Annotated in this window: 18 protein-coding genes and 1 pseudogene; 10 read left to right on the top strand and 9 right to left on the bottom strand. The window is 69.2% G+C overall.

Features of this window, described 5'->3' with window-relative positions; translation table 11 throughout:
- Positions 1 to 159: 159 nt before the first annotated feature.
- The 3 genes from OHS81_RS03100 to OHS81_RS03090 all read right to left on the bottom strand — a co-directional run bounded on the left by OHS81_RS03100 (position 160) and on the right by OHS81_RS03090 (position 5,276).
- Positions 160 to 1,128 carry a cyclase family protein gene (locus OHS81_RS03100; RefSeq protein ID WP_328382193.1) on the bottom strand — a complete coding sequence of 323 codons (969 nt, stop codon included), beginning with the start codon at positions 1,126 to 1,128 and terminating at the stop codon, positions 160 to 162.
- A gap of 126 nt (positions 1,129 to 1,254) precedes the next feature.
- Positions 1,255 to 3,099, bottom strand: a complete 1,845-nt coding sequence (gene asnB / locus OHS81_RS03095) for an asparagine synthase (glutamine-hydrolyzing) (RefSeq protein ID WP_328382191.1) — start codon at positions 3,097 to 3,099, stop codon at positions 1,255 to 1,257.
- Positions 3,100 to 3,260: 161 nt separating this feature from the next.
- Complete coding sequence (locus OHS81_RS03090; RefSeq protein WP_328390865.1) at positions 3,261 to 5,276, bottom strand: SpoIIE family protein phosphatase; 2,016 nt, start codon at positions 5,274 to 5,276, stop codon at positions 3,261 to 3,263.
- 433 nt (positions 5,277 to 5,709) lie between these two features.
- Between OHS81_RS03090 and OHS81_RS03085 the strand changes: the two genes are divergently transcribed.
- On the top strand, positions 5,710 to 5,865 hold the full coding sequence (locus OHS81_RS03085; protein WP_328382189.1) for a DUF6131 family protein: 156 nt from the start codon (positions 5,710 to 5,712) through the stop codon (positions 5,863 to 5,865).
- 188 nt (positions 5,866 to 6,053) lie between these two features.
- On the opposite strand, the gene OHS81_RS03080 is transcribed toward OHS81_RS03085, so the two are convergent.
- On the bottom strand, positions 6,054 to 7,559 hold the full coding sequence (locus OHS81_RS03080; RefSeq protein WP_328382187.1) for a PepSY-associated TM helix domain-containing protein: 1,506 nt from the start codon (positions 7,557 to 7,559) through the stop codon (positions 6,054 to 6,056).
- 429 nt (positions 7,560 to 7,988) lie between these two features.
- Positions 7,989 to 8,483, bottom strand: coding sequence for a peptidylprolyl isomerase (locus OHS81_RS03075; RefSeq protein WP_328382186.1), 495 nt, complete (start codon positions 8,481 to 8,483; stop codon positions 7,989 to 7,991).
- Positions 8,484 to 9,038: 555 nt separating this feature from the next.
- Between OHS81_RS03075 and OHS81_RS03070 the strand changes: the two genes are divergently transcribed.
- The 7 genes from OHS81_RS03070 (at position 9,039) to OHS81_RS03040 (ending at position 15,792) form a co-directional block, all read left to right on the top strand.
- A complete protein-coding gene (locus OHS81_RS03070; RefSeq protein ID WP_328382184.1) occupies positions 9,039 to 9,344 on the top strand; it encodes a hypothetical protein in 306 nt (101 codons plus the stop codon).
- 373 nt (positions 9,345 to 9,717) lie between these two features.
- Complete coding sequence (locus OHS81_RS03065; RefSeq protein ID WP_328382182.1) at positions 9,718 to 10,200, top strand: hypothetical protein; 483 nt, start codon at positions 9,718 to 9,720, stop codon at positions 10,198 to 10,200.
- An 87-nt stretch (positions 10,201 to 10,287) separates the two neighbouring features.
- Positions 10,288 to 10,911, top strand: coding sequence for an IPT/TIG domain-containing protein (locus OHS81_RS03060; RefSeq protein ID WP_328382180.1), 624 nt, complete (start codon positions 10,288 to 10,290; stop codon positions 10,909 to 10,911).
- Between the two features lie 381 nt (positions 10,912 to 11,292).
- On the top strand, positions 11,293 to 12,027 hold the full coding sequence (locus tag OHS81_RS03055) for an IPT/TIG domain-containing protein (RefSeq protein ID WP_328382178.1): 735 nt from the start codon (positions 11,293 to 11,295) through the stop codon (positions 12,025 to 12,027).
- 530 nt (positions 12,028 to 12,557) lie between these two features.
- The gene (locus OHS81_RS03050) at positions 12,558 to 13,328 is read left to right on the top strand and encodes an AfsR/SARP family transcriptional regulator (RefSeq protein WP_328382176.1); all 771 of its coding nucleotides are present in this window, start codon (positions 12,558 to 12,560) and stop codon (positions 13,326 to 13,328) included.
- A 653-nt stretch (positions 13,329 to 13,981) separates the two neighbouring features.
- The gene (locus OHS81_RS03045; protein WP_328382174.1) at positions 13,982 to 14,569 is read left to right on the top strand and encodes a DUF5819 family protein; all 588 of its coding nucleotides are present in this window, start codon (positions 13,982 to 13,984) and stop codon (positions 14,567 to 14,569) included.
- Positions 14,566 to 15,792, top strand: coding sequence for an HTTM domain-containing protein (locus tag OHS81_RS03040; protein ID WP_328382172.1), 1,227 nt, complete (start codon positions 14,566 to 14,568; stop codon positions 15,790 to 15,792). The genes OHS81_RS03045 and OHS81_RS03040 overlap by 4 nt, the downstream gene beginning before the upstream one ends.
- Before the next feature lie 329 nt (positions 15,793 to 16,121).
- On the opposite strand, the gene OHS81_RS03035 is transcribed toward OHS81_RS03040, so the two are convergent.
- Positions 16,122 to 16,949 (bottom strand): hypothetical protein, encoded by an 828-nt coding sequence (locus tag OHS81_RS03035; RefSeq protein WP_328382170.1) that lies wholly within the window; start codon positions 16,947 to 16,949, stop codon positions 16,122 to 16,124.
- 362 nt (positions 16,950 to 17,311) lie between these two features.
- Positions 17,312 to 18,235, bottom strand: a complete 924-nt coding sequence (locus tag OHS81_RS03030; RefSeq protein WP_328382168.1) for an alpha/beta fold hydrolase — start codon at positions 18,233 to 18,235, stop codon at positions 17,312 to 17,314.
- A 79-nt stretch (positions 18,236 to 18,314) separates the two neighbouring features.
- On the opposite strand from OHS81_RS03030, the gene OHS81_RS03025 reads away from it, so the two are divergent.
- Both OHS81_RS03025 and OHS81_RS03020 read left to right on the top strand, forming a co-directional pair.
- Positions 18,315 to 18,890 (top strand): helix-turn-helix domain-containing protein, encoded by a 576-nt coding sequence (locus OHS81_RS03025; RefSeq protein ID WP_328382166.1) that lies wholly within the window; start codon positions 18,315 to 18,317, stop codon positions 18,888 to 18,890.
- Positions 18,891 to 19,729: 839 nt separating this feature from the next.
- Positions 19,730 to 19,900 carry a hypothetical protein gene (locus tag OHS81_RS03020; RefSeq protein ID WP_328382164.1) on the top strand — a complete coding sequence of 57 codons (171 nt, stop codon included), beginning with the start codon at positions 19,730 to 19,732 and terminating at the stop codon, positions 19,898 to 19,900.
- A gap of 728 nt (positions 19,901 to 20,628) precedes the next feature.
- Here the strand turns inward: OHS81_RS03020 and OHS81_RS03015 are convergent.
- Together OHS81_RS03015 and OHS81_RS03010 are read right to left on the bottom strand one after the other, a co-directional pair.
- A pseudogene (locus tag OHS81_RS03015) lies at positions 20,629 to 21,320 on the bottom strand (SDR family oxidoreductase).
- A gap of 89 nt (positions 21,321 to 21,409) precedes the next feature.
- Positions 21,410 to 21,760, bottom strand: a complete 351-nt coding sequence (locus OHS81_RS03010) for a hypothetical protein (RefSeq protein WP_328382162.1) — start codon at positions 21,758 to 21,760, stop codon at positions 21,410 to 21,412.
- Positions 21,761 to 21,888: the final 128 nt, after the last annotated feature.

The raw sequence follows: 21,888 nt of genomic DNA, 5'->3' as shown, positions 1-21,888 counted from the left end.
CCGGCCGCCCGGGCATGGGCAAACCACACCGTCCCGTCTCATTGTAGATCTCTGTGTGGAGAGCGGTACCGATCGTGGACCGGGGAAGCCGGACCCCGGCAGCTCCCGGCAGTCACACACGGTCACGGCCGGGAACGCCGTCACAGGACCGCGACCGGGTCACAGGACCGCGACCGGATTGACGGGCGAGCCCGTGCCGCCCGGGATGTCCAGCGGGGCCACCACGAAGAGGAACGCATAACGGCCCGCCGCCGCGGCGGCGACCGAGAGCGCTTCGAGGTCGAGGTTGTCCAGGAGCGGCACCCCCATTGCGGCGAGGGCGAGCGCATGGACCGGAGAATGCAGGCCGTCGACCGGTGAGGGCCGTACATCGCTGTCGCCGTCACCACCGAGCAGAGCGATACCCCGCTCGGCCAGCAGCGGCATGGCATCCACGTGGAAGCCCGCGCTCGCCGTGCCGGGGTCCCAGGCGCCCAGCTCCCGGCGCCGGCGGACGCTGCCGGACCGCAGCAGCACCGCGTCGCCCTCGCCGAGGGTCACGTCGAGTGCCTGCTCCGCGGACACGATGTCCGCGGCGTGCACGGCCCGCCCGGGTTCCAGCCATGCGCACCCCAGCACGGTGGGCAGGTCGAGCAGCACACCCCTGGTCACGAGGGGGCCCAGCGCCGAGACGGCACCGAAGCGGGCCCCGCCGGCATCGACCCATTCGTGCGCCGTGCGGCCGTCGTAGAGCTTCCCCCGGTAGGCGACGTGGGACAGCGCGTCCAGATGGCTGACGGCCTTGCCGTGGTAGTCGACGGCGAGAAAGTCCTTGTGGGTGGAGGGTTCCGGGGGCTCGATGTCACCGAGGTCGGACATGTAGTGCAGGGCGGGTCTGCTGTTGTCCGGTCCGGGGACCGTGTTCCAGGGACGCCCCAGAGGGACGGTGGTTCCGGACCGGACCAGAGCGGTGGCCCGCCGTACGTGGTCCGGGGTCACCCGGTTCCAGGCGCCGCGGCCGGCGCGGGCCCAGCGGCCCCATGTGCGCACCGTCTCGAAGACTGTGTCGAACTCCTCGCGGGAGACGGCGGGCCCGTTGCCCGTACCGGCAGGCGGGGGAGCCGGTGACTCGCTGGGGTTGCCGGTCATCTGCGCAGCGCTCCATGGGGGGGACGGGACGCCCTGCTTCCGGGCGTCGTCACCGTGTCCGGTCGGCTGAAGTATGGCTCAGCGTCGCCCCGTATGTGACGACGCCACCAGGGCCGCCCGCCCCGGTCAGGCGACCGTCACCGTGGGGGAGTACATGTCCCACCACAGGGCCAGGTCCAGTGTCCGTTCGAGGCCGCTCCGGGACGCCTGGGTGATCCGCGGCGCATCGTGGTGCGCCGCGCGCTGCAGCCAGGTGCGGTCGACGAGTTCGAAGACGGGGTGCGAGGGGCGGGACAGCAGGTCCTTGGCGTGCTGCTGGAGCGCGACCGCGTACTGCGGGTCCTGTGTGGAGGGGTAGGGGCTCTTCACCCGGTCGTACACCGACTGCGGCAGCAGATCCGCCGTGGCCTCGCGCAGCAGGCTCTTCTCCCGGCCGTCGAAGGACTTCAGCGACCACGGTGTGTTGTAGACGTACTCGACCAGCCGGTGGTCGCAGAACGGCACCCGCACCTCCAGCCCGACCGCCATGCTCGCGCGGTCCTTGCGGTCGAGCAGGATCCGCACGAAGCGCGTCAGGTACAGATAGCAGATCGTGCGCATCCGGAACTCGAAGTCGCTCTCCCCGTCGAGACGTTCGACGCCCTTGACGGCACAGCGGTAGCCGTCCTGGATGTAGGAGCCGAGATCGAGGGCGTCGGTGACGGCGGGGGTGAGGATGTTGCCGTCGGCGCCGAAGCGCTCGGCGACCCGGACGAGCCAGGGGAAGGTGCGGGCCGTGCGGGCCTCTTCGTCGAAGAACTGCTGGTAGCCGCCGAACACCTCGTCGGCCGACTCGCCGGACAGAGCGACCGTCGAATGCTGCCGGATCGCCTTGAACAGCAGGTAGAGCGAGGCATCCATATCGCCGAAGCCCATCGGGAGGTCCCGTGCGCCGATGACCTTTGCGCGGACACCGAGGTCGGCGAGGTGGGCCGAGTCCAGCACGATGTCCTGGTGGTCGGTGCCGGCGAGACGGGCCACGTCGTGCACAAAGGGCGTGTCGGGGGTGGCGCGCAGCTCGTCGGCCACGAAGTGCTCGGTCCGGCCGGCGAAGTCGACGGCGAAGCTCCGTACCCTCCCGCCGGCCTCGCCCAGCTGACGGGCCGCCAGCGCGGTCATCGCCGAGGAGTCCAGGCCGCCCGACAGCAGGGTGCAGCGTGGGACATCGGCGACGAGCTGACGCCGGACGATGTCGTCGAGCAGTTCACGGACACGGGCGATCGAGGTGTCCGGGTCGTCCTGGTGGGCCCGGGTCCGCAGGGACCAGTAGACGTGCCGGTGCAGCCCGTCGCGGTCCACGGTGACCACCGTGCCGGGCTCCACCTCGTGCATGCCCTCCCAGATGGCGTGGCCGGGCGTCTTGACGAAGGCGAAGAGCTCGCGCAGGCCGTCGGGGCCGACCCTCCGCGCGGCGAGCGGATGGGCGAGGATCGCCTTGGGCTCGGAGCCGAACAGCACGCCATCAGGGGTGGGGTAGTAGTACAACGGCTTGATGCCCATCCGGTCGCGGATCATGACGAGCCGCCGGCGCTGCTCGTCCCAGACCGCGAAGGCGAACATCCCGTTGAGCCGTTCGGCGACCGCCTCCCCCCATTCGAGGTATCCGCGCAGGACGGCCTCGGTGTCGGAGGCGGTCGTGAAACGGTGACCCCTGGCGGCGAGTTCGTCACGCAGTTCGCCGAAGTTGTAGGCCTCGCCGGAGTACACGAGGGCGACCGGGCTCCCGTCCGCCCGGTCGGCGGTCATCGGCTGACGCCCACCGGGCAGATCGATGATGGCGAGGCGGCGGTGCCCGAGGGCGACCGGCCCCTGCACCCATGTGCCACGGTCGTCGGGCCCGCGGCAGGACATCGTCTCGGTCATCGCGTCCACGGTTTCCCGCTCGGAGCGCAGATCACGGTCGAAGGAAACCCAGCCGGTGATGCCACACATGCCATGTCCTCCCGGTCCGGCCCGCAAGCCGCCGGACAGCACGGGCGCGAGCGCCGGTGCCCGGTTTCCCGGTCGGGCGGTCCCGCGACGAGTCAGTTGTATCGAGCACCTATATGACGAGCGTGGTCCTCGGCCGCCACTCCGTCAACCCGGCCGGCATGCTACGACCCGGCGGTGAAGGGCCGTGTGCGCGCAATGAGCAGGGCGACGTCATCCGGGTCGTCGGGCCGCCGGAGGTCGCTGAGGAGCCGGTCGCAGGTCTCTTCCAGGGAGCGGCCGGGGGCGTCGAGCAGGCAGAGCAGAGTGTCGAGGCGTTCGTCGATGGGGTGATGCCGGGTTTCGACCAACCCGTCGGTGTACAGGACGAGTTGGTCGCCGGGGCCGAGCCGGAAGGTGGTGGTCTCGAAGGGGACGCCGCCGACTCCGAGCGGGGTGCCGGTGGGCAGATCGAGGAGTTCGGGGCGCTTGCCGCTGCGGACGAGGACGGGTGGCAGATGGCCGGCGGTGGCGATATGGCATTCGGCGCGATGCGGATCGTGGACGGCGTAGACGCAGGTGGCGATGTAGTGCTCCAGCCCTGAGGTGATCTTGTCGAGGTGCTGGAGGACCTGGGCGGGGTCGAGATCGAGGTCGGCGAAGGCGCTGGTGGCGGTGCGCAGGCGGCCCATGGTGGCGGCGGCGTCGATACCGCTGCCCATGACGTCGCCCACGACCAGTGCGGTCTTGTCCCCCTCGAGCGGGAGGACGTCGTACCAGTCGCCGCCGATCTCATAGGTGGCCTGCGCGGGCCGGTACCGGGAGGCGATCTGCAGGCCGGGAAGGTGGGGCGGATGGTCGGGGAGCAGGCTGCGCTGCAGGGTCTCGGCGGCGTTGCGCACGCTCTGGTGCGACCGTGCGTTGTCGATGCAGACGGCGGCGCGGGAGGCCAGTTCGGCGGCGAGGGCGAGGTCGTCCTCGTCGAAGGGCAGCGGATTGCGGGCGCGGGTGAGCCCCAGACAGCCGAGGATCTGGCCGCGTGCGGTGAGCGGGGCCAGCAGGTAGGAGTGCACCCCGGCGCGGGCCAGCAGCGTGGCGGCGTGGCCGTCGCGGGCGATGCGCGCCAGATCGTCGTCATCCGCGTGGGAGACCAGGATCGGGCGGCCGGTGCGTACGCACCGGGTGGCCAGGCGGTCGGCTTCGTAGGCGGCGGTCTGGCCGGGAGGGTCGGCGGCCTGGAGGGCTTCGGTGGGATAGGCGCCCTTCACGGCGAGGGCGCGGAAGACCGCGGGGCCCTCGTCACGGGCCGGGCGGTGCTCGGCCAGGATGGAGTCGAGCACATCGACGGTGACCACGTCGGCGAGTTCGGGAACGGTGACCTCGGCCAGCTCCCGCGCGGTCTGTTCCACCTCCAAGGTGGTGCCGATACGGGCCGAGCCGTCCGCGATCAGGGCCAGGCGCCGACGGGCCTCGCTGGCCTCCATGGCGGACTGGTACCGGTCGGTGACGTCCACCACCAGGTCGGCCACCCCGAGAACCCGCCCTTGGGGGTCCTCCAGCCGGTACAACGAGATGGACCAGGCGCGCTGCTGGTCCGGGTCGGAGGGACTGCGGCCGACGACCGTGGCCTGGTCGACCATGGGGACGCCCGTTTCGAGCACCTGCCGCATCGCGGTCTCGGGCACCTCGAACTTCGCGGCGGTCATGATCTCGCGGTAGCGCCGGCCGAGGTGGTCTTCCGCGGGAATGCCGTGCATCCGTTCCAGCGCGGGATTGACGGCCACGTAGCGCAGCTCGGTGTCGAGAATCGCCAGCCCGATGGGGGACTGGGAAATCAGCCGGGTGGACAGTGCGACATCCCGCTCCACCGCGCGAAGCGTCGGTGAGTCGGTGGCGAGCCCGAGGGCGTAGAAATCGCCGTGGTCGTCCATCAACCGCATATTGCGCAGCTCCACCTGCCGTGCGGCGCCGTCCTTGTGGCGGACGGGGAAGGTGCCGCCCCAGCTCCGGCCGGTCTCCATGACCTCGGCGAACTTCTTGATCACCAGATCCCGGTGCTCTTCGTGGATGAGCAGCGGCGCCGCGTACTGCCCGAGCGCTTCCTCGGCGGAGTAGCCGTACAGATCCGCGGCCTGCGGGCTCCACAGCACGATCCGTCCCTCGGCATCCACCAGCACCGCGGCGACGGCGAGGAGGTCCATCAGCCCGCTCGGCTGCGACGACTTACCCACCGGTCCACCGGCGCCGGCCGGCCGCGCCTCGTCTGCGCTCACCCCGGCACTCCTTCCGTCTGCCGGACCACGTGGGGTGTGCCCACACCCCGTTCCGTGGCCTGACCTGCCCACGTGCCTTTGTGGCCTGCCCCTGGCAGGTGAGTGCTGTGGCTTCCATGGTCCCCCCGGATCGTCCGCCCGCATACTCGTCGGCACACTCGTCGCCGCCGTGTCCACGCGTCCCGAACGGCTTACGCGCCTCAAGCAGCCCGCGCCGCTCAGGTCCCCGGGAAATCCGTGAGAAAGGAAAGCGGCGGCCGAGCTGCCCCGATCCACCTTTATCGCCGCATCACCAAGACTTGCCGATCCGGCAACCGAGGATCAAAGTTGAAGCCACACCCATGCGAGATCGGAGCGCACCGTGGTCGTTCTCGGAGTCATTCTGCTCGTCATCGGATTTGTGACCGGCATTTCCATCCTGTGGACCATCGGGGTCATTCTTGCCGTTATCGGCGCGATTCTGTGGCTCCTCGGCGCGATGGGGCACGCGGTCGCCGGCCGAAAGCACTACTGGTAGCGCGACCGCACCACGGAGCACCACCGCACTACGGGCAGCGCCATGGCACTTCGGGCAGCGCCACCGCACTTTCGGTTAACGCCACGCGCCCGCCGCGCGGCGACGACCACCAGCTTCCCGGCGACGTGCCGGCCTCCGGCCTCCGGCCCCGCCCCCGCGTACTGACGGCCTCCGGTCTCCGAGACCGGTCAGTCCACGGAGGCCGGAGCGGGAGCCCGGCGGCGTGCGAGCGCGCCCAGAACGATGTCCACGACCAAGAACCCGGCGAGCGATATGCCGAGCAGCGGCACCGCCCAGCCCACCCCCACGACGACGAGCGCGAGCGGTACCAGCAGGGGCAGCGGAACCTGCCGCCAGGCGCCCCGAGAAATCGGCCGTCCGAAGGACAGGGTGCCCTCGCGGGTGGGACGACGCTGCCACCACATCCGGTATCCCCAGAGGATCAGGAAGATCAGCGCCAGGGCGAGCGCGGCCAGCGCGAGCTGGTTGACGATGCCGAAGAGGGTGCCGGTGTGCAGGTCGATGCCGTAGCGGGTGAGCTTGGCCAGGACGGGATAGTCGGCGAAGCGCGAGACGTCGGTGACCTTGCCCGTGCCCGGGTCCACCGCCACCGCGTCCTGCTTCTCGGGCCAGCTGCGCTGGACCTGCTTGACGACATAAGCAGTGCCCTTGCCCGTCGGGAGGCCGATCTCGACGGGGTCGGAGAGCCCCTTCGCGCGGGCCGCCCCGAGTACCTTGTCGATGCCCACGTCAGCGGATGCCGATCCGCCCGACGCGCCGCCCTTCTTCCCGTCCATCCCCGGCATGTCGGGCATCCCCGCCGTCCCGCCGGCGCCACCGTGGTGCGCATGGTCCTGCGCCACTGCCGTCGAGACCGCCGGTGTTGCCTGCCCCAGGGCCTGACGCAGCTCGTCGATGTTCCCTCCGGCGTAGGTGGACCAGGTCAGGCCGGTTGCGGACAGAAAGAACAGGCCGACCGCCGCCCACACACCCACCGCGCCGTGCCATGACAGCGTCCGGCGCCGTCCGGTGGCGGTGCGATCCGGCAGGGTGAGAGCCCGCAGCTTGCGGCTCGTACGCTTCCGGCCGATCCACAGCGCGAGCCCGCCGCCGGCGACCACCCACAGCCAGCTGGCGGCCAGTTCGCTGTAGAGGCGGCCGTTCTCGCCCAGATGCAGGTTGCGATGGAGATCGTCGAGCCAGGTGCGCAGCGGCAGCGCACCCGTGGCGCCGTACGTCGGCAGTGCTCCCCGGATGCTGCCGGTGTGCGGATCGACGAAGACGGCGAGCTGGTGCTCGGCGGAGACCCCTGGCGCGCCGGCGAGCAGGACGCGCGTGGTGTCGCCCGGCTGCGGTGCCGGGCGTACGGCAGCGATCTTGCCCTCCGGGTGGGCCTTGCGGGCGGCGGCGACCTGCCGCGACAGCGGCATCGTGTGTTCACCGGCCGGGACGTTCAACTCATGCGCATAGACCACCTTCTCCGCCTGGAACGCTCCGGCGTACAGCAGTCCGGTGACCGCGGTGACCAGAAGAAAAGGCGCGATGAGCACACCGGCGTAGAAGTGCAGTCGCCACACCAGCGGGCGAAGGACGGACCACCCGGTCCGCCGTGCGGCGGCCCGCTGCGCACCGGAGCCGACGGCGTCCGGGGCATCGTCGGCACGGCCCGATGCGAGACGTTGTTCAGTGGTCACCCGGATGCTCCCAGCTCGAAGGCGGTGTGGCCCAGTCCTCTGCCGTGCCGCTTCAGGGAGTCGGATAACCGGACGTGCGAGTTCCGGCGATGTGGTGTGACGTGGGCCACAGGGGAGGTCATCGAGTCAGCGGCGGAACGGGCCGCCGCGGGCGGCCGCCGCGCTCATGGCGGCGGCCGCCCGGAGCGCAGCTCGGGTGCCCGGGGCCCGTCCCGGCGGACATCGGCGCCGAGGGCCTTGATCGTCACGCCGAGCGAGGCCGGGGCACGGCTGTCGAACCCCGGCCTGCAGCAGGGCGGCGTCCGAAGCGGTATCCGAAGTGCCATCCGCAGTGGCATCCGACGCGGCAGCCCAAGTCTGCGCGACGCCGCCGTACCCAGGATCGGGTGGCGTCGACGGGGTCCGCCGACGCCGGAGGCACGGTGGCTACTACGCGACCACGCCGGACTTGGCGATGACGATGTCGGAGCGGGTGGCGCCGCTGCGGGAGCCCAGGGACTCGATCTTCCTGACGATCTCCATGCCCTCGACGACCTCGCCGAAGACGACGTGCTTGTTGTCGAGCCAGTCCGTGACGATGGTGGTGATGAAGAACTGCGAGCCGTTGGTGTGCGGGCCCGCGTTGGCCATCGACAGCTGACCGGGCTTGGTGTGCTTGAGCTGGAAGTTCTCGTCCTGGAACTTCTCGCCGTAGATGCTCTTGCCGCCGGTGCCGTTGCCGGCGGTGAAGTCGCCGCCCTGGAGCATGAAGTCGGGGATGACGCGGTGGAAGCCGGATCCCTCGTAGCCGAAGCCGTGCTCGCCGGTGGCCAGCTCACGGAAATTCTTCGCGGTCTTGGGGACCACGTCGTCGAACAGGGTGAAGACGATCCGCCCGGCAGGGGCGCCATCGATGGTGATGTCGAAAAATACGTTGTCAGTCATGACGGCATCCTTACATCCGCCCCCGCCAGGGCGAGGCGCGGCCCCCGGCGCACGTCGCCACGGAGTCCGTGTAAGAGACTCGCCCCCGTGAAAGGCAGGGTCCCTCCCCGCGAACGGCAAGGTGCCTCCCCGTGAAGGGCGCCCGGATGCCCACGCGTAAACCGTCCCGGGCAAGCGCACTTCCGGACCGGGAGAGCAAGGGCTGGACCGGCCCATGACCGAAGGTGAACCGTCCGGTACGTTACTGCGCTATTCCACGCAGGCCGATGGCATACGCAAGACTGCCGAGGTGGATTCGGGCATAGCAGCGATCTTGGGAGCTACCGTCGGCGCACTCGGTAAAGGAGGTGCCGCGGCCGTCACGGGGCTATGGGGAGCCCGGACCGTCCGGGGGCAACTCGCGGCCCAGGAGGCGCAGCTGAGGCGCGGACTGCGAGTCGGCCATGTGCGGGAGCGCCGTGAGCCGCGCCGTATCGTGTACGCGGATTTCCTCGCACAGGTACGAGCCATCGAGCGGGCGCTCGGAAGGTACCGGGAGTCACACACACGACGGACATGGACGCCTTCCACCGGGATATCGACAAACTCGACCATCTCGGAGTGCAGGTAATCCTGGAGGGGCCGCCGCCCGTGGTCTCCCCTTCACAGGAGCTCATCAGAACTGCGCACCGATGCATCAGACCCTTGCGGAATTCCATCGGAGCGCAAGAGAGAGGCGACGCCGGGTCGCGCGAGTGCACGGACGCCGCCGCAACCGTTGCCGAAGCCGGACTGGCGTTCACCGCCGAGGTACGAGACTTTCCGGAGGCCGCCCGCCGCGTTCTCGACGACGCCTCGGCGATCGAAACTCCGGCGCCCTGAGGGGGAGGAGCGGCAGGCTGACGGACAAGGGCGAACCGTACAAGCTACCCACGGACCGCACCCTCATCCGCGCAGCCGGCACGCACGGAAGCGCGTGCGGCGAGGCTGCCGCCGGAAGCCCGGATCGTGCCGGTGGCATGAGCCACGGACAGCCGGCCGTACCGGGCGCTGCACCCTCTTCACTCCCCGAGCCCCTGCGAATGCGCCGTTCACCACCAACTGCCGACCGGCAGCCCGGCTCCGATTTCGGTCGTCGGTGCGGGGGTGCACTCTTTCTGCTGAAGGCCGCTCTCTGCGGGCTTGGCGCAGCAGGAAATCAGCAAATCCTTCTCTGGAATCGGGCGCGCCGTGCGCCCACGAGGGAAGGACGGCTATGCGACGCATCATCGTCGGCACCTGCGCTGCACTCGCTGCTCTGGGAATCGGGCTGGCCGGCCCGGCCGTTGCTGCTCCGGTACCGGTGACTGCGCTCAACTGCGATGGCGACACCTACAAGTGCACAGCCAACCTCCGCTTCGGTGACAACAATTGGAAGGCCAGCTGGGGCGCGACCATCTACCACCAGACACCCCGCTCCGCCTACCGCGCTCCGGTACCGGTAACGGGCCTCAACTGCGACGGCGACACCGGAAAGTGCACCGCCAACTTGCAATTCGGCGACGGGAATTGGCGCGCAAGCTGGTCGGCCAACATCTTCCACCAGGCGCTCCGGTCCCCTCAGGGCGCACGGCTTGCCGCTCCCGTCCCGGCGAACAGCCTGACCTGTGACGGCGACACCGGTCGCTGTTCCGTCAACCTCCAGTTCGGCGACGGAAACTGGAAGGCCAACTGGGCCGCAACCATCTACCACCAGTAGCCGTTCGCCCCTCGGCCGAGGGGCGAACAAAGGCAAACGGACAACGGAAAGCGGACAACGGAAACGGGGCCCGGGGACGAGCGGTATGTGTCCCCGGGCGTCACCACTGCCACACGGCGGGGACTGCCCAGCTGGCACCGCCCGGCGCGTACGCCGGGCGGCTCGCGAAACGGGCCTGCGGAATACCGGCGCACGCCGGTCAGCGGCCCGACGGTCACCGCTCTCGTGCCCAACAGCGGGTCCACCGCCGGAGGCACCGCGTTCGCCCTCATCGGCACCAACCTCACCGGCGCAACGGTCACCTTCAACGGTGTGCCGGCCACCGGAGTGTCCATCAACCCCATGGGAACGGTGCTCACCGGCGTCACGCCGCCCGGCCCCGCCGGCAACGTCCCGGTCGTCGTCACCACCCCGGCCGGGAGCACCACCGTCGCCGGTGGGTACACCTATACGGCACCCCCGCCCGTGGTCACCTTGCTCTCGCCGTCGTCGGGCAGCGCTGCGGGTGGTACGGCGTTTGTGATCACGGGGAGCAGTCTGGGCGGTGCGGTGGTGACGTTCAACGGGGTTGCGGCGACGGGGGTTTCGGTCAATGCGTCGGGTACGGCGCTGGTCGGCTTCACCCCCGCCGGAGCGCTCGGCAACGTTCCCGTGGTCGTCACCACACCGGGCGGCAGCACGACCGTCGCCGGCGGATACACCTACGTGTGAGCGGTCCTCCCCGTACCGGTTCGCCCGGAGCGAGGACGGTCCGGGGCCCGCAAATGCCGTAATCCGTCGAGCCGTAATCCGTCGAGCGGTGATGCGGCACTCCTCACCGGTCCGCCCTGCCCTGTCGCCGGCTCATCAGGAGCCGGCGACAGGGCGCCACGAGCGGGTCGCCAGGAAGAGGGCGTCACGAACGGCATGCGAGACGGCGGCACGGCAGCCGGCCGGCGGGGCCGGCCGCGCATCCGCTCAACGCTCTCGGCTGCGCCATCCGGGTGAAGTGGGAGATGCCGTCTCGCCTCGGATCGTATTTCCTGCGTAACTGGTGGACTACGGGCAAAGGGCGTTTCAAGGGTTTCGCCGAGGCAGAGGTGAGGCGGGGACATGCCGATCAATCCCGACCAGGGGTCTACCGGTGGTGGGGCCACGGTGACCATCACCGGCACCGGCCTCGCAGGCGCCACCGAGGTGCGCTTCGGGAACAAGTCGGCCGCCATCACGGCCAGTACACCCACATCCGTGTCGGTGGTCGCCCCCTCAGGGGCCGGAGTGGTCGACGCCACGGTGAGCACACCAGCGGGCACCAGCAACCCGGAGCCCTTCTACTACCTTCCCCCGCCCGTCATCGTCGCCGTCGTGCCGTCGTCCGGGCCCCTCGCGGGCGGCGAAACGGTGACCGTCACCGGGCGTGGCCTCGCCACCACCACCTCGGTGGCGTTCGGTGCAACCGAGGTGACGCCGACGGTGGTGTCCGACAGTCAACTGACCGTCGTGAGCCCCGCCCACACGGCCGGTGCCGTGTCGTTGGTCGTCACGGCCCTGGGTGGTACCGCCACCGCCTCCGGAACCTTCAACTTCGTGGGCCCGCCGACCGCCACCGGCTTCAGCCCGCTGACCGGCCTCCCCGCGGGCGGCACCCTGGTCGGCATCACGGGCACTCACCTGTCGACGACCACCGGCGTGACCTTCGGCGGTGTCCCCGCCACGTTCGCCGTCCTGTCCGACACCGAAGTCGCAGCCATCGCTCCCGCCCATTCCCTGGGTGCGGTCACCATCGCGGTGACCACTACGGGCGGCTCCGCCACCGCGCCTGGGGTGTTTCTCTATCTGATCGGTTGACGGCTGGTGCGCACTCCGTACCTGGAGCGTCCACCGGAGGGTTCCACGCCCGGTCTGTCGCTTCCCGTCATCGGCCCTGTGCGCATCGTTGGTGTCTGTGCGGCGCCGGTCCGGTCCGGCCCTTACGCCTGGCGCCATGGCACTCAACACGCCCGACCTGGTTTCGACACAGGCCAGGGCCCCTTTTCACGGCTCCTGAAAGAGGTCCGGACCCTCCGTCGGCCCGTCGGGTGGCCACCTGCAGGTCCCGTGCAAGCGACCGGCCGACCCGTCGCCTCGCGGCGCGGAAGCTGCGCCGCGGTCGTCGAAGAGCGGTCCCGGGTGCCTGCCCATTTGCCACCGGAGGGCATATGTGCCCACGCGCCCCAGGAGGGAATATGTCCTGCTGAATTGGAACAATTCGACAACCCACCGAGGGCAGCGCAACATGTGGTTGTGGGAGGTGCACAGATGATTGCGAACCTCGAACATCGGGGGCACGGCCAGTCGGCTTACGCCGCACCGGACGTCTCCCTCCGCGATCACCAGCCATGAGCTCAGATGACCTGATTTTTTCCTGGCCACCCGCGAGCAGCCGGCCGACCGTGCACATCGCCCTTCTCGGCGGTTTCGACCTTGTGGTGAACGACGTCCCGGTGACGGTGCCCGTCGGCTCGAAGCGGCTGTTGGCGTTCATTGCGCTCAACGGTCGTGCCGCTGCCCCCCGCTCCCTGGTTGCGGGGACCCTGTGGCCCGAGGCATGCGAACAGAGCGCGTACGCGAACCTGCGGTCGGCGCTGTCGCGCCTGCGTGGCATCGGCAGGAAGGCACTGGATGTCTGCCCTACCGAGGTGCGCCTCGCGCGAAAGGTCACCGTCGACCTGCACCATGCCCGGTCGCTCGCCCAGCGCATACTCGACCCGGGTGTCCCGGCCGAGGACCTCAACATCAACGCGGCCACCGTTGACCAGCTCACCGACGACCTGCTGCCCGGCTGGTACGACGAGTGGGCCCTGCGGGAGGCCGAGCAATGGCAGCAGCTCCGACTCCACGCCCTTGAGGCGCTGGCGGGAGCGTTCATCGACACGAAGCAGTTCGCCGGGGCAGTGGCGGCCGCCCACGCGGCCGTACAGGCGAATCCACTGCGGGAGAGCAGCCAGGCTTCGCTGATCCGTGCCCACCTGGCGGAGGGCAATCCGTCCGAGGCGTTGGACGAATTCGAACGCTATACGCACCGTCTTCGCGACGAGCTCGGACTTCGTCCCACGCCGCGGCTGTGCCACCTGGTGGACGGACTGCAGAGGCCGGGCGCCGGCTGGTGACTCCGGCCCGGTGAGGCCGGCCGGCAACTCCAGCTGGTGACTCTCCGTGGCCACAGGGTCATGGACTCCTCAGGGGCCCCGAGCCGGGGCCCTCCGAGGGTTTCTTCTCAAGGCGCCGACAAGGTGCCGACAAGGTGCCGTCACGCCGTTCCCTGTGCCACTCGTTCCGCGTGCCACCCGTTCCATGTTTTGGCCCGTTCCGCGTGTCGCCCGTGCAAGGTGCTGTGCCTGTGCCTGTGCCTGCGCCTGTGCCTGTTCGCGTTCAAGGTGCCACCTGACTGTGCGGCCGGTCTTCGTGACGTGAAGTGGCTCCGTAGTCGTGCGCTCCGGCGGCCTCGGCGCTTTCGTCGTACGTGGTCGCCGCGCAGGGGCACGCCCCGTCAACCATTCGGCTCAATAGAGTATTTGTACGGCTATGTACGCATTTATTCTCATTCAGACGCGGTGATCCGATGAAAGACCAGGTGATCCGCCAGTGAATCCGCCGAATGTCCGGGACCTGCGACCGAGGGAGCATTGTGGAGCCACGCGAGACAGCCTCGGTCGAGACCGGTGCGGAAAGCGCCGACGGAGGCCCTGCGCCCAGTGCGTCAACCGCCCCCCGTGCCCTGCCGCCCGCGCCCAACGGGTCCTGGTCGCTGCTGTCGCGGATCGTGATCGCAGGAACCATCGCGGTGCTGGCGATCGTTGTCACGCTCCACGTGATCATGCTGTTCCTGTTCGTCGCCCCGTCCAACGCCCTCAGCAGGCAGTACGTCGGGCTGGTCAACGGCTGGGTCTATCCGGAGTTCGACCAGAACTGGCAGCTTTTCGCCCCGAACCCGCTCCAGCAGAACATCGCCGTGAACGCGCGCGCCGAGGTCAAGTTCGCCGACGGCTCCCGGCGTTTGACGAACTGGGTGGGCCTGACCGCCCAGGACATCAAAGCGATCAGGGGCAATCCCGCACCCAGCCACGCGCACCAGAACATGCTTCGCCAGGCCTGGGACTTCTACAACAGGACGCACGACGTCAAGGGGCGGCCGGTCGGCCTGCGGGGCGAGCTCTCCGAGGCCTATGTGCGCCGGATCGCGGCACACCGGATCGGACCTCGGGTCGACGGCGGCCAGGTGGTCAAGGTGCAGATCTACGCGTCGAACACCCCGATTGTCCCGCCGAAGTGGAGTACTGAGCGCGTGAACACCCAGACGACCTACCAGGTGCTTCCCTGGTGGCCGGTCTCCAAGAAGGAGTTCCAGTGAGCGTCGAGAAGGACACCGCCCGGGCACCTTCCCCCTTCAAGGATCTGGGCACAAAGCTCGACCGGGCCATCGCCAGAGGTCTGAACAAGATCACGGGGCTGACGCTGGCGCCCTACCAGGCCGCGGTCGTCCGGATCGGCTTCGCGCTGACCTTCGGGCTCTACCTCATCCGCGAGTGGCCGCACCGCCAGGAGCTCTACGGCACCACCAGCCCGTGGGGACTGGACCTGGCCCATCGCCTCGTTGCCTCGAACCACGCGTTCACGGTGCTGCTGTGGTCGAGCGACAGGCTGTGGTTCGAGCTGGTCTACCACGGGACGATCCTCGCCTGCCTGCTGCTGCTCGTCGGGTGGCACACCCGCACGACCTCGCTGCTGTTCATGATCGGGGTGTTGTCGCTCCTGAACCGCAACGTCCTGCTGGGCGACGGTGGCGACACCCTCATCCACCTGATCGCGAGTTATCTGGTGCTGACCCGCTGTGGGCAGGTGTGGTCGCTGGACGCGCGACGGCGGGCGCGCGCCGCGGCGTTGGGCGAGGAGGACAGGAATCCGGTGGGCGTGGCCTTGTGGGGGCTCTGCGGCCTGGGCCTCGCCCTCGCGCAGATCACGGGATTCGCGCAGCTCCCGTGGGGGTGGATTCTGATCTTCTGGGGGCTGTGGCTGATCCAGGCCCTGTGGTACTGGGCAGGGCGGAGCCGCTTCTCCGAGGTGCGAGGGGTGTTGGATGTCACCGCCAACCTCGTCCACAACTCAGCGATGTTTGTGATTGCCGCCCAGGTGTGTCTGCTCTACGCCACGGCCGGCTGGTACAAGATCCAGGGCCCGCGCTGGCAGGACGGGACCGCCCTGCACTATCCGCTTCACCTGAACTACTTCAGCCCGTGGACTCCGCTGTCCCAGGCACTCGACAGTGGCTCCGTGATCGTCACGCTGATCACCTACGGCACTGTCATCGCGCAGGTCGCCTTCCCCTTCACCCTCCTCAACCGCCGGGTGAAGAACGTGCTGCTCGCGGTCCTGATGACCGAACACGCAACGATCGCGGTGATCTGCGGCTTGCCGTTCTTCTCGCTGGCGATGGTCGTTGCGGACATGGTCTTCCTTCCGACCAACTTCCTGCAATGGATCGGGTCGAGAGCGTCGTCCACGCGGAACCGCATCACCCGCCCACTTCGCCGCGACAAGGAACCACAGGCAACCGGGGCAAAGGCCCGCGTGTGAAGCGACGGCCTGCGTGTGAGGACACTGTGACCAACTGACTGACGCGCTGTCCGGGATGAGGCACACCGTTCGTCCCCCGCACGACACGGCGAACGTCCCCCCGGCGGAATCGGGCCCGTGGTGGGGACGATCCGCTGGAGAGACCTCAGGGTTCACCTCACCTGTCGACTGCGCGCGCAGAGCGGGGAGATCGCGAGACCGGAGATCGCGAGACCGCGTCCGCCCCTCGGCAGGAGCCGAGAGCTCTGCGCTGCGCGTCGCTCGCCCCAGCCGGTGGTGGCGCCGGTGAGGGTGCCACTCGTACGGCTGTTGCCTGAGCGGCTGTTGCCTCAGCCGATGGTGGCGCCGGTGGTGGTGGCGCCGGTGGTCCCGCCGAGTACGCCGCCGATGGTGGCGCCGGTCGTGGTGGCACCCGTGGTCCCGCCGCCCCCGCCTATGGTGGCGCCGGTGGAGGTGGCACCGGTCGTGCCGCCGCCCCCGCCTATGGTCGCGCCGGTGGAGGTGGCACCGGTGGTTCCGCCTACGCCGCCGCCTATGGTGGCGCCGGTCGTGGTGGCACCGGTGGTTCCGCCTACGCCGCCGCCTATGGTGGCGCCGGTCGTGGTGGCACCGGTGGTTCCGCCTACGCCGCCGCCTATGGTGGCGCCGGTCGTGGTGGCACCGGTGGTTCCGCCTACGCCGCCGCCTATGGTGGCGCCGGTCGTGGTGGCGCCCGTGGTTCCGCCTACGCCGCCGCCTATGGTGGCGCCCGTAGTGGTGGCGCCGGTCGTGCTGGTGGCACCGGTAGAGGTGGTGGTCGCGCCAGTTGTGGTGGCGCCGGTGGTACTGGTGGCACCGGTTGTGGTGGTGGTCGCGCCAGTTGTCGTGGCGCCGGTGGTGACTCCACCGGTGCGTCCACCGATGGTGGCTCCTGTTGTGGTGGCTCCGGTGGTTCCACCGCCGACGAACCTGCATCCCCTCGGGAACACGAAGAGCTTGCCGGTCTTCTTGTTGAGGACCAACCGGCACCTGACATCCGGTGCCGACTTCGACGTTGTTGCCTTCGTGGGCGTCGCTTCAGCGCCCACAGCGCTCATGGCGCCCATTGTGCCGGTGAGCGCCGCGGCCAGGAGCGAGGCGCCGATCACGTGCGGAAGCCGCTTCCGGAGATTCGTCATGATGCTTCCCCTTGTCTTCATGAGCAGGGCATATCTGTTGCAGCGTGGAAGGTCGGCCATGACTGTGGCGTGGAACGGACGTGACTCCCGCGTGACGCCGCCGGAGCAAGCCGCGGAAATCCGGGCTTCCCGGCCGGCGGGATCGTCTCGGGCGAGCTGCACGGTCTCCCTCTCGGCTCGCCACTCGGCCGTGGCGTGGCCCGGGAGCGCCCGATGCCGTGGATGACGGGGCCGTCGTGGTGCGGCGTCCGGCCGCCGCGCTGCATCATCCGGCTGTTGCGGTAGCGCGCCGTGTCGGCGGTGTTGCTGTGGGCTTCCTCACCGGCGGATGGTCGACGGCCGACGGCCGGCGCCCCGGCCCGTCATACGGCCGACCTGCGGAGCAGGTCGGTGATTGCCTGCAGTACGGACTCCGGCTGCTCCTCGTGCAGCCAGCCGTGCCCGGCATCGTCGAGGGTGCGGAGCTCACCGCGGGGGACGGATGCGGCAAGGTGCTTGTGCAGGGTGGCCTTGATGCTGTTGTTCTCACGCAGCGTTTCCTCGGACCACAGCCGGGCCTGGGTGGCGTCGTACCCGAGGGCGGTGAGCACGATCAGCGGTACGTCGGGGAGGCCGGGTGCGTGCCGGAGTTCGTCTGCGACGTCGTCGTAGACGTTCCGGGCCTCGTAATACCCGGTCCTCCACGTGGCGAGGTGGTGTTCGATGAGCGGCCGGCGGACGGGGGCAGGCCACTTCGCAAAGAACGGTGTCGCCCAGTCGCGGGCCTGCTGGAGCTGCTCGTGCGTCGCCTCCGGCAGGTCCTGCCGGTACATCTTCTCCAGCTTCTCCCGTACCCCTTGGGACGTGTGGTCGAGGAGGTCTTCGTGGAAGGGGTCCAACAGGAGCAGGCCCGCCACCTCGTCGGGGAAGCGCTGCGTGTAGTGGCGGGCATAGGCCCCTCCCAGGGAGTGGCCGACCAGCACGTAGGGGGTGGGGACGCCGGCGGCACGTAGCAGGTCGCGGAGTTCACCGGTGACCTCGGCGGCGCTGCGGGGCAGCTCAACCTCTTCACTCCAGCCGGTGCCGGCACGGTCGTAGAGCACGCTGGTGGTCAGTTCGGCCGCACGGCTCTGGGTGTTCAGGTAGTCCAGGCCGACCAGCCCGGCCCCCGGCAGGAACACCACGGTCGGACCTCCGCTACCGGAACGGTGCAGCATCAGTCGCCGGCCCCCGACGTCGTACAGGCGTCCCAACGGCGGCTGGGGGAGGGCGGATTCGGGCCGGGCCGAGGGCGTTAAGCGCGTCATGGACTGTTTCCCTACCTTTTCCTGTGAAATTCGCTGTTCTCAAGTTTAAGAAAGGTATCGAAGGTGAGACTATGTGTCCATGGATACGGTTGATCTACTCCTGCACCCGGTGCGGTTGCGTGTCGTGCACGCCATGTGCGACGGGCGGACGCGTACGACCACCGAGCTGTGCGCTCTCCTTCCCGACGTATCGAAGGCCACGGTCTACCGGCACGTCGGACTTCTGGCCGACGGCGGTCTGCTGAGGGTGGAGGGTGAACAGCGGGTGCGTGGCTCCGTTGAACGCCGGTACCGGCTTCATCGCGCCCGAGCGGTGATCGATGCCGACGCGGCCGCGGCCATGTCGTTGGAGGACTACCGTCGGGGCTTCGCGGTGGCCATGGCCACGCTGCTGGCCGAGTTCAACGCCTACCTCGACCGGGACGGCGCCGACCCGTCCGTCGACTCGGTGGGGTTCCGCCAGCATGCGCTCTGGCTCAGCCAGGATGAGCTGGCAGAGATGATCGGTGACCTGCGCGACGTGATCGTGTCGCGGATGGGCCACGGTCCCTCACCGGAACGCACACGGCATCTGCTCAGCCCGATTGTGTTCCCCGCCGAGGGGCCGTCCCCGCGTTCCCCTGGCAAGCAGGCGGAATCTGGCATTGAGCCCTGAGGCTCAGCTTGCCATTGGTGCGCCGCCCTCTTCGAAAGCTCCGGGCGCTCCGAAAAAACGCTCCATTGCGGAGCCCGGCGGAAGCCTGGAGGTCATGGCCATGACTAAAGCAAGGGGTCGCTGGCTCAAGGTGGATCTGGAAAGCGGCGTCGAGGACGCAACGCTCCTCATCCTGGAGTGGCTCGGCGAGCAGGGTATAGGGGCCATGATCAGGGGCGATGCGGAGCGTATGCGGGAAGGGCGACCCGCGTGGACGTTCGGCTGTGTCAGGTCGGCGGGGGCCTGACCGACGCCGACCTGACCGCATGCGTGCATGTGCTCACGCAGATGCTCGACGTTTCGACAACGTGGACGTGAACTGACTGACTGCAGTGGTGCTCCGGTGGCGGAAACCGGAGCCGGCGGGACCGGCGGAGCACCGTAGCGGCGGAACCCCGAAGCGCCCTCGTGGTAGCCGATCCCGCCCGCCGCGTCATCAGGCTGTGCCTCCGCTCCTGCGGAGTGCTGGGGGCGCCCTCATGCGTCGCCTGGCAAGAGCTGCTGAGCCGCTACACGTATCATGATCACCGAATCGAGGCTCCGGCGCGATTCGCAGTCCCTCGCCGACACTGACACCTGCTACGACACCGCACCGGACGGGCCCCACCGCATCATCTCCACGGCTGTACCGGCGGAGTTGAACCCGCCGAGAGCGGGAGGGGGAGGCATCGGCCCCCGACGTCATGGCAGGCCTCCACCGCACCGCACCATGCCACACGCAGAGCACGTCGACGCCGGCCCTGACCGTGTGACCCTCACCAACCGACCGCCGCTTGCGGCGTAGAACACCAAGGAACCTCATGCCGCCCACGACACCGCAGCCGCACCACAAGCTCGCTGCGCCTCTCCCGCGCCCCGCGAAGCCCGACTACCGCAACGTCTTCATCGAACCGGTCTACGGGAACAGCTTCCTCGAAGACGACTTGGAGGACGATTTCGACGCCCCTGTCGCTTCCCGCGCCGAATACTGACGGCGAAATGCTGACCCGCCGGCAACGGCGAAAAACCATTAGGGAGCGCCCAGTTGACGGCCCATGATGGTGATCATGGCCGGATACGTCGACGATCCGGCCGGGGTCGGTGAGAGCCGTCTCTCCGATGGCCGGTTGCTGGGGTGGGCCGAGTGGGGGCCGCCGGACGGGGTGCCCGTGTTGTTGTGTCCGGGAGCGGGCACGAGCCGGTGGCTGGGGTTCGGTGCAGGTGCCGTGGGAGCACTCGGGGTGCGGCTCGTCTCTGTGGACCGCCCGGGGCTCGGTGCCTCGAGCCTCGTCGAACAGACTGCGGGCGACCCGGCCGGCGCCGAGGCATTCCTTGCAGGCTGCAGCGCGGAGGCGATGTGGCGCATATTGCGGTCCCGGTCGACCTCTGGTAAGGCGAACGGGACACCAGCCACTCGCCCGACAACGGAGCACTGCTCGCCACCCGTATACCCCGTGCTCATCACCGTGTCGTACCAGGAGCCGGCGGCGCACTGCTGTGGACACACGCCGAGCCGATCCTCACCTCGCTCCTGGAGAGGGCCGCCGGCGACCGCTAGCCGACCGCACGTCGATGGCCGCAGAGCTCCTGTACGGACGCCTGGCCCACAAAGGCGAGAACGCTCGTCCGCCGAGGAACGTTGGCGGGCCGAGCGGGCCCCCGCTTGGCGGAATACGACGGCGCCCTGGGACGGCCGCCCCACCGGCGGCGTGAATTGCGCTTATACGGGCTGGCCGACCGGCCTGACGATCACCGTGTTGATGTCGACACCACTCGGCCGGCCAATGGCCCAGACAATGGTCTTCCCCAATTGTTCCGCCGACAGAAAGTCGCGGTCGGGCAGCCCGCCGGGGGCACCGTCGAAGAAGTTCGTCTTTGTCGCGCCCGGCGAGACGAGGGTGACGCCGATGCCGTCAGCAGTCACCATCCTCCTGGTGTTCTCCGCGATGCCGGTGACGGCCCATTTCGTTGCGCCGTAGAGGTTTCCTGGCGTGTAGATGTGGCCGGCCACACTGCCGACGAGCACGATCCGCGCAGCGCGGGCAGTGCGGCGTTGATGAGCAACGCGGGGCCGAGAACGTTGGTCAGCACCATGTCGTCCCAGTGTGTGGGGTCACCGTCGGCCAAGTCGTCGAAGGTGGCATGGCCCGCGTTGGCAACGACGACGTCCAGCCGCCCGAACGTCGTCACTGTCGTCGCGACCGCCGTCCGGACGGCGGTATGGTCCGCTGCGCTTCCCGGCACCACCAGCAAGCCGTCCGGCTCGCCGAGTTCCGCGGCGAATCGGCGGAGCCGGTCCTCGCTCCGACCCGTGATCGTCACGCGGTACCCCTGCTCAACCAATTGCCGAGCCGTCGCGGCCCCGATCCCGCTACCACCACCGGTAATCAGTGCGACAGGAGAGTCATTCATGTGCGGCCCCAAGGGATGTGTGGTGAAGTCGACTTGGAGAGTGGAGCATTTGAAGTGCACTCCAAGTCAATCCCTTTGAAGGGCTGGGGCTACAGCCACCGCTCGGCCGCTTCGACGCTGTCGCCACCGCTGGTGTTGAACGCGATCGCGGCCCCGGGCGCATGCTGCCGGACCAGGTTCACGACCTGCTCGAAGAACGTCAGTAGAGGTTCGGGCTTGCGTATCCCACCCCCGATGACGACGACGTCCCAGTCCCGCTCGGACAGCGCCGCGACCACCATGGACTCGGCCGATTCGTCCGGCGTAATCAGCGTCATGGAAGCATCGATGGCCTGTCCGCCGAAACGAGCCAGTTCCTCGTCCAGGACCGTGCGCATGGCGTCCCCGTCCATACCGGGCACTGCGTGCGGGTCGAACCCAAGAATGAGAGCGGAAGGCATGTCCTGCATGACGATCAGCCGACCGCGCGGGGGCGCCGGCCGCGCCCTCCTCGTTGATCAGCGCGCTGACCAGCTAGCGAGGAGTGGCCGCAGGGCCGAGGTGCGACGACAAGCTCAGGGGGGCCGGG

Origin of the sequence: Streptomyces sp. NBC_00400 (genome assembly GCF_036048035.1) — a bacterium.
Classification (GTDB): domain Bacteria; phylum Actinomycetota; class Actinomycetes; order Streptomycetales; family Streptomycetaceae; genus Streptomyces.
Note: the sequence above shows the minus strand (reverse complement) of the source record. Positions and strands in the feature narration are given on the sequence as shown.